The sequence below is a fragment of the Actinokineospora terrae genome, from assembly GCF_900111175.1.
Classification (GTDB): Bacteria; Actinomycetota; Actinomycetes; order Mycobacteriales; family Pseudonocardiaceae; genus Actinokineospora; species Actinokineospora terrae.
Window position 1 is genome coordinate 296,486 of sequence record NZ_FOGI01000011.1, and the last position, 6,276, is coordinate 302,761.

The 6,276-nt window shown below is 74.1% G+C and carries 2 protein-coding genes; one reads left to right on the forward strand and one right to left on the reverse strand.

Annotation, left to right across the window (positions count from 1 at the left end):
* Positions 1–100 precede the first annotated feature (100 nt).
* Positions 101–2,272, reverse strand: a complete 2,172-nt coding sequence (locus tag BMY07_RS25480) for a phospholipase A2 family protein (protein WP_092783702.1) — start codon at positions 2,270–2,272, stop codon at positions 101–103.
* A gap of 360 nt (positions 2,273–2,632) precedes the next feature.
* Between BMY07_RS25480 and BMY07_RS25485 the strand changes: the two genes are divergently transcribed.
* On the forward strand, positions 2,633–6,112 hold the full coding sequence (locus BMY07_RS25485; protein WP_177215757.1) for a BTAD domain-containing putative transcriptional regulator: 3,480 nt from the start codon (positions 2,633–2,635) through the stop codon (positions 6,110–6,112).
* Positions 6,113–6,276 lie beyond the last annotated feature (164 nt).

Consider the following 6,276-nt stretch of genomic DNA (forward strand, 5'->3'; position numbering starts at 1 on the left):
GACGCGCGCGAGGTGTCCCAGGTTGTCCGTAGCGTGACATATCCGGATGTCCCACCGGGCACGGCACACGTCCCACCGCCCCCAGCACGCCCCTATCGAGTCACACCCGCGCCCGTGACCTGCGGTTGCTCCAGGCGATCACCCGGCTGGCCGCCGCGAGCACCGCCACCCCCATCGTCGCCCCGTAGAGCCCGACGCCCGGCCCGAGCGCCGATCCCATCGGCGGCAGGCAGGCGACCGCGGTCACCAGCCAGGGCCAGGCCGTGCCGGTGGAGCCGATGCGGACCGCGTGCAGCAGGTACCAGCCGAGCAGCAGGTGGATGGCGCTGGTCATCGGGTCGACCGGGATGCCGAGCAGGACCGGGTCGTGGTGGGCGCCGGTGAGACCGCTCAGCGCGAAGCCGATGATCCCCAGCGCGCCGTAGCCCGTGCCGATGGCCGCCGCGACCGGGTCCCAGCGGCTCACCGGGAGGTCGTCGGGGCGGATGGTCCCCGGCCCGCCCCGGCCGCGGCGCTCGAACAGCAGGAACGCCAGCACGGTCGGCACCGCCAGCAGCACCAGCGCGAGCAGCGTCCTGGGCTGGGTGGCCCAGCTCAGGACCGTGCCGGGCACCCCCGCGCTGGACGCGGCCCCGATCACGCCCGCCAGCAGCAGCATCGCGCACAGGTACACCAGGTAGACCGTCATCGGCGCGTTCCGCAGCCGGTGCACCGCCCTGGCCACGCCGCCGTGCGCGATCACCCGGACCCGGTCCCGCCCGGGAGCGACCACCAGGCACACCTGCACCAACCCGACCAGCAGCACCCCCAGCGCCGAGGGGACGAAACTCGCCGTGCCAGCCGGTACCGCGATCAGCCCTTTGTCGTGGCCGCCAACGGTTGTCAGCAGCACCAGGCACACCAACGCGCAAGCTGACACCACCGGCAAGGCCCGGCGCGGCAGGTGGTCGAACGACCCATCGGCGTAGTGCATCGACAGTTGCCCGAACAGGGCCGCGAGCACGATCCCGCCCGCGTAAGCGGCGATGGTCCCGCTACCGAACAACCCGAGCCCGGCGACGACAAGAGCCTGCGCGACCGGCGTCCCGACCGGGGCTCGCTTGTGCAGCCAGTGCATCGCGGGCGTCATCCCGACCACCAGCAGGTACAGGCCAAGCAGCCACAGCGGTTGCGTGATGAGTCGGGTGAAAGCATCGACGGCAGCGTCAGAGGCGTTGAGCAGGTCTAGAGACAGCGGCACCACCAGCCACGCGGTGACGAACGCCAGCACCGGCCGGATCAGCCAGCACACCCGCCCGGCCAGGTAACCGCCGTAGCCGGTGCCGTCCGCCAGCGCGGCCCGCCAGGCCAGCAGGTTCGAGTCGCCGCCCGCGAAGAAGAACAGCGGCACCAGTTGCAGCACCCAGGTCAGCGGCCACAGCGACCCGATGCCGGTCCCCAGCAGCGGCGCGAACGCCAGCGCGGACTCCGCCAGCACCACCCCGGCCAGGCTCACCACCCGCAGCATCCCCAGGTACCCCGCTCGGTCCCTGGCGCGTTCCCCGATCGGCACCGCGCCGCGCGGCACCCCGGTCCTGCGGCGGGCGAACGCGGGCACCCGCACCGCCAGCAGCAGCGCCACGACCAGCAGCGCGACCACCCAGGTCCCGATCGGCTCCGCCCGCGGCGGACCCCAGCGCTGGTGCCACGAGTTGGCGACCAACCCGGCCGCGTACAGCGACGCCACCAACTGGCACGTCCCGGCCGCCCCGCGCGGGTTCAGCTCGCACTGGCGGTGCATGTCTCTGGCGAGCCGGTCGTCCAGGGCGCGCCGCGGTCCCGGTCCGAGCGGCTGGCCCTTGGCCGAGGCGTACCGCAGGAGGTCGTAGCCGAGGTCGTGCGCCTTGCAGCTGGCGGAGAAGTCCCAGCGGGAGTTGTCCTCGCCCCACGGCGCCGAGCACCCGCCGTCGACGTGGACCGCGCGCCTGGTGCCGTCCGGCGCGGTCAACCGGCCGGGCGTGACCCCGGACACCCGGGTGAAGTCGGCGGGCAGCAACGCGATCGGGTCGCGGCCGGAGCCCGGGTCGAGCAGGGCGTCGATGGCGGCCGCGGCCTTGGCGACGTCCCCGGTCGGTGGCGTCGTCGGCTCGGTCGGCGCGCGCGAGGCCACCACCCCGTAGCCCCCGGCGACCAGGATGACCAGGACGAGCCAGCCGACTCGGCCGCGCAGCCGCACCGGCCCCCGGTGCTCCGGCGGATCCGGTCTCGGCGGTGCGGCGATGGTGGCCGTCACGATCGGAGATCTCCCACTCGGGGGAGGCTACCGCCGCTCGACGCGCGCGAAGGGCGGAAAGGCGCTAGGGGGTGAGACCCGGGCCGTGGCACGGCGCACCCCCAGGACGCCGCGCCACGAAAGGTCCCCCCGCGGACCCCCGGTCCCCCGACTTCACACGCTACGGCCTGCCCTGGCATCCTGCCTGTACCGCGCACTGCCGCTGCCCGAACCGGAAACAGGGCCGCCGACCAGGCACAACCGGGGTAGTCGATGTACTACGATCGGCAACCGGCAAGTCCGTTGCCCCGCTGGCGGCAACTCCGGCGGCACCCCCGACCGGTGGGCGGGCGGAGCGCGAGGCGAGGCGAAGGGGAGCAGATGGTCGACCCGCCCGGCGCGTTCGGCGAACTCCTCCGCTCGCACCGGACCCGGGTGGGCCTCACCCAGCAGCAGCTCGCCGAGCGCTCGGGGGTGAGCGTGCGGGCGCTGCGCTACATCGAGCGCGGCGAGGTCGGCATGCCGCGGGCGGACTCGCTGCGCAGGCTCGCCACCGCGCTCGGCGTCACCCCGGAGGCGCTGGCCGAGGGCGCCGCCGCCCCGGCCAAGCCCGCGCGGCCCACCCACCTGGTGCTGGGCGTCCTCGGCTCGTTCACCGTGGCCCAGGGCGAGAAGGAGATCACCGTGGGCGCGCTCAAGCAGCGCATCCTGTTCGCCCTGCTCGCCCTGCACCCCAACCGGCCGGTCAGCCGCGAGGAGATCGTCGACGTCCTGTGGGGCGACGACCCGCCGGAGAGCAGCCTCGGCCTGATCCACACCTACGCCTCCCGGCTGCGCCGCGTCCTGGTCGCCGCGGGCAAGCGCAACGCCGCGGTGATCAACGCGACGCCTGCCGGCTACAAGCTCAGCGTGCGGCCTGATCAGCTGGACACGCTGCGCTTCGAGGACCTGGTGCGCCGGGCTCGTCTGGTCCGCGGCAGCGACCCGGACCAGGCCGCCGACCTGCTCGACGAGGCACTGGCCTGTTGGCGCGGCCCCGTACTGGCAGACCTACCGGCAAGAATGCGCAAGCACCCCGCCGCGGTAGCGCTGACGGCAAGGCGCCGCGAGGTAGCGCTCACTCACGCCGATGTCGCTCTCTCGCTCGGTAGGCACGCCAGGGTCGTTGCCGGTATCCGGTCGTTGGCGCACGAGGAGCCGCTGCACGAGGGACTGCACGCCCGGCTGATGCTGGGTCTTGCCGGTACCGGCGAGCAGGCCGAGGCGCTGCGTGTGTTCGCCGACATCCGCACCCGCCTCGACGACGAGCTCGGCGTCGAACCCGGCCTGGAGATCCAGGACGCCCACCTGCGGGTGCTGCGCGACCGCCCGCCGCCGCCCACCGTGCCCGAGCCCGTCGCGCAGCGCCCGCCCGCGCAGCTGCCCGCCGAGACGCCCGGGTTCGTCGGCCGGGCGCAGCCGCTGACCGACCTCGACGACCTGCTCGACCACGTCGAGGGCAGCCCCGGCGTGGCGATCGTCGCGCTCTCGGGCACCGCGGGCGTCGGCAAGACGGCGCTGGCGCTGCGCTGGGCGCACCGGGCGCGCGACCGGTTCCCCGACGGGCAGCTCAGCGTCAACCTGCACGGCTACGCCTCCGGCACCCCGCTGACCACCCAGGAGGTGCTGGTCCGGTTCCTGCACGCGCTCGGCGTCGCCCCCGAGCGGGTGCCGATCGACCCGGACGAGGCCGCGGGCCTGTACCGGACGCTGCTGACCGGCAGGCGGGTGCTGGTGCTGCTGGACAACGCCGCGACCGCCGAGCAGGTGCGGCCGCTGCTGCCCGGCTCGTCCGGCTGCCTGGTGCTGGTCACCAGCCGCGACCGGCTCACCGGGCTGACCGCGCAGGACGGTGCCCACCAGGTGCCGCTCGACGTGCTCGACCCGGCCGAGGCGGTCGACCTGCTCGGCAGGCTGGTCGGGGTCGGCCGGATGCGCCGCGAGCCCGACGCCGCCGCCGAGATGGCCGCGATCTGCGGGCACCTGCCGCTGGCGCTGCGCATCGCGGGCGCGAACCTGGCCATCCGGCCGCTGATCAGCATCGCCGACTACACCCAGGAGCTGCGCGAGCGCGGCCGGATGTCCGGGCTGACGGTGGCGGGCGACGAGTCGGGCGCGGTCAGGGCCGCCTTCGACCTGTCCTACGAGAAGCTGGTCCCCGCCGCGCGCAGGCTGTTCCGGCTGCTCGGCGTGGTGCCCGGCGCGGACGTCGACGCCGAGGCCGCCGCGGAGCTCAGCGGGCTCGCGCTCAACGACGCGACCCGGCTGCTGCGGGTGCTCGACCACGGCAACCTGATCCGCGAGCACGCCAGGGGCCGCTACACCTTCCACGACCTGCTGCGCGAGTACGCCTCCGGCCGGGCCGACGCCGAGGACGCCGAGACCGACCGGGTCACCGCCGTGGTGGCGCTGTTCGACCACTACCTGCGCGAGATCGAGGCGCACAGCGCGGTGCTGTGGCGGGTCGGCGCGATGCCCGAGCACGGCTCGGAGGAGAAGGCCATCGCCTGGCTGGACGCAGAGCGGGCCAACCTCGTCGCTGCCGCTACCGCCGCGTCCGGGCTGGGGCTGCACCGTTACGCGTGGCGCTTCGCTGAGGCTCTTAGGCCGTACTTCTGGAACCGGGGCCACGGCGCTGACGGCCTCGCGGTGGGGCACGCCGCTCTAGCCGCGGCCAGGGGCGCCAAGAACCTGGACGCCGAGGCTTCCGTGCACGATCTGCTCGGCCTGATCCACACGAACCTCAGCGACTACGTGGCCGCGATCGAGAGCCACCGGTGGGCGCTAGAGCTGAGTCAGTCCACTGGCAACCGGATCGTGGAGGCGGCCGCACTGCACAACCTGGGCCGTGCGCACTCCCAACTCGGGCAGCCGGCGCAGGCGTCGTCGTTCTATGAACAGGCCCTGGATCTGAACCGGGTCATCGGCAACCGCTTCGGCGAGGCGGGCGCGTTGAACTACCTCGGCGGGACAGCGCTATCGCTGGGCCGACCGCAGCAGGCCATAGAGCGTCACACCGAGGCCCTGGAACTCAGTACCCGCATCGGCAACCGGCACGTACAGGCTGCCGCCTGCCAAGGACTCGGTCTGGCCCACTGGGCGATGGGTGACCTACCGAAGGCCGCGCAGCGCTACCGCGAAGGCATGGCCATCTGCCGCCGGTACGGCTACCGCCACGGCGAGGTCAGCATGCTCATCTGCCTCGCGGAGACAGGCTGCGACGCGGGCGACTACGCCACCTCCGCCGCCCAGGTCCGCAAGGCCATGGACGCGGGCAGGCAACTCGGCGAACGCAGGCACGAGGTCAGCGGCCTGGACATCCTGGCGACCATCCAGCAGCGCACGGGGGAGTGGTCGTCGGCGGCCACCCACTACACCCGGGCGCTGAGCCTGGCCCGCGAGATCCGGTTCGGCTTCGGCGAGGCCTCGGTGCTCACCGGCCTGTGCGCGCTGTTCCGCCGCACCGGCGACCCCCGCTCGGCCATCGAGCACGGCACCGGCGCGCTCGCCCTGATGCGCGACACCGGCATGCGGCTGCTGGAGGTCAGGGCGCTCACCGAACTGGCCCACGCCCACCTCGACAGCGGCGACGGCCACCGGGCCACCGAGCACATCGACCGCGGCCTGGAGATCGCCCAGCGCACCGGCCAGCAACTGGCCGAGGCCAGGGCCCGGCACGTCCGCGCCCTGGTCCGCCAACTGGACGGCGACCGCCCCGGCGCCGTCTCCGACTGGCGCGCCGCCCTCCCCGTCTTCGAACGCCTAGGAGTCCCCGAAGGCGCCCACGTCCGCGCCCTCCTCTCCGCCTTCAGCGCCGACTGACCCACCACCCGCCCAGCCCCCCGCCCCCCCGTCTCGGACCCGCCTGGGCCCCATCGAGCACTCCCAGCCCACCACCCCCGGCCCGAAGACGCACCCGACCGCCTCACCCGGCCACCGTCATTGCCCCGGCCCCGCCCGTCGAGGCCCTCGCGCGCCCAACTGCT

Bases quoted from the DNA above. Each gene is read 5' to 3' on its own strand.
- BMY07_RS25485 (WP_177215757.1), top strand. From the start codon at position 2,633: ATGGTCGACCCGCCCGGCGCGTTCGGCGAACTCCTCCGCTCGCACCGG.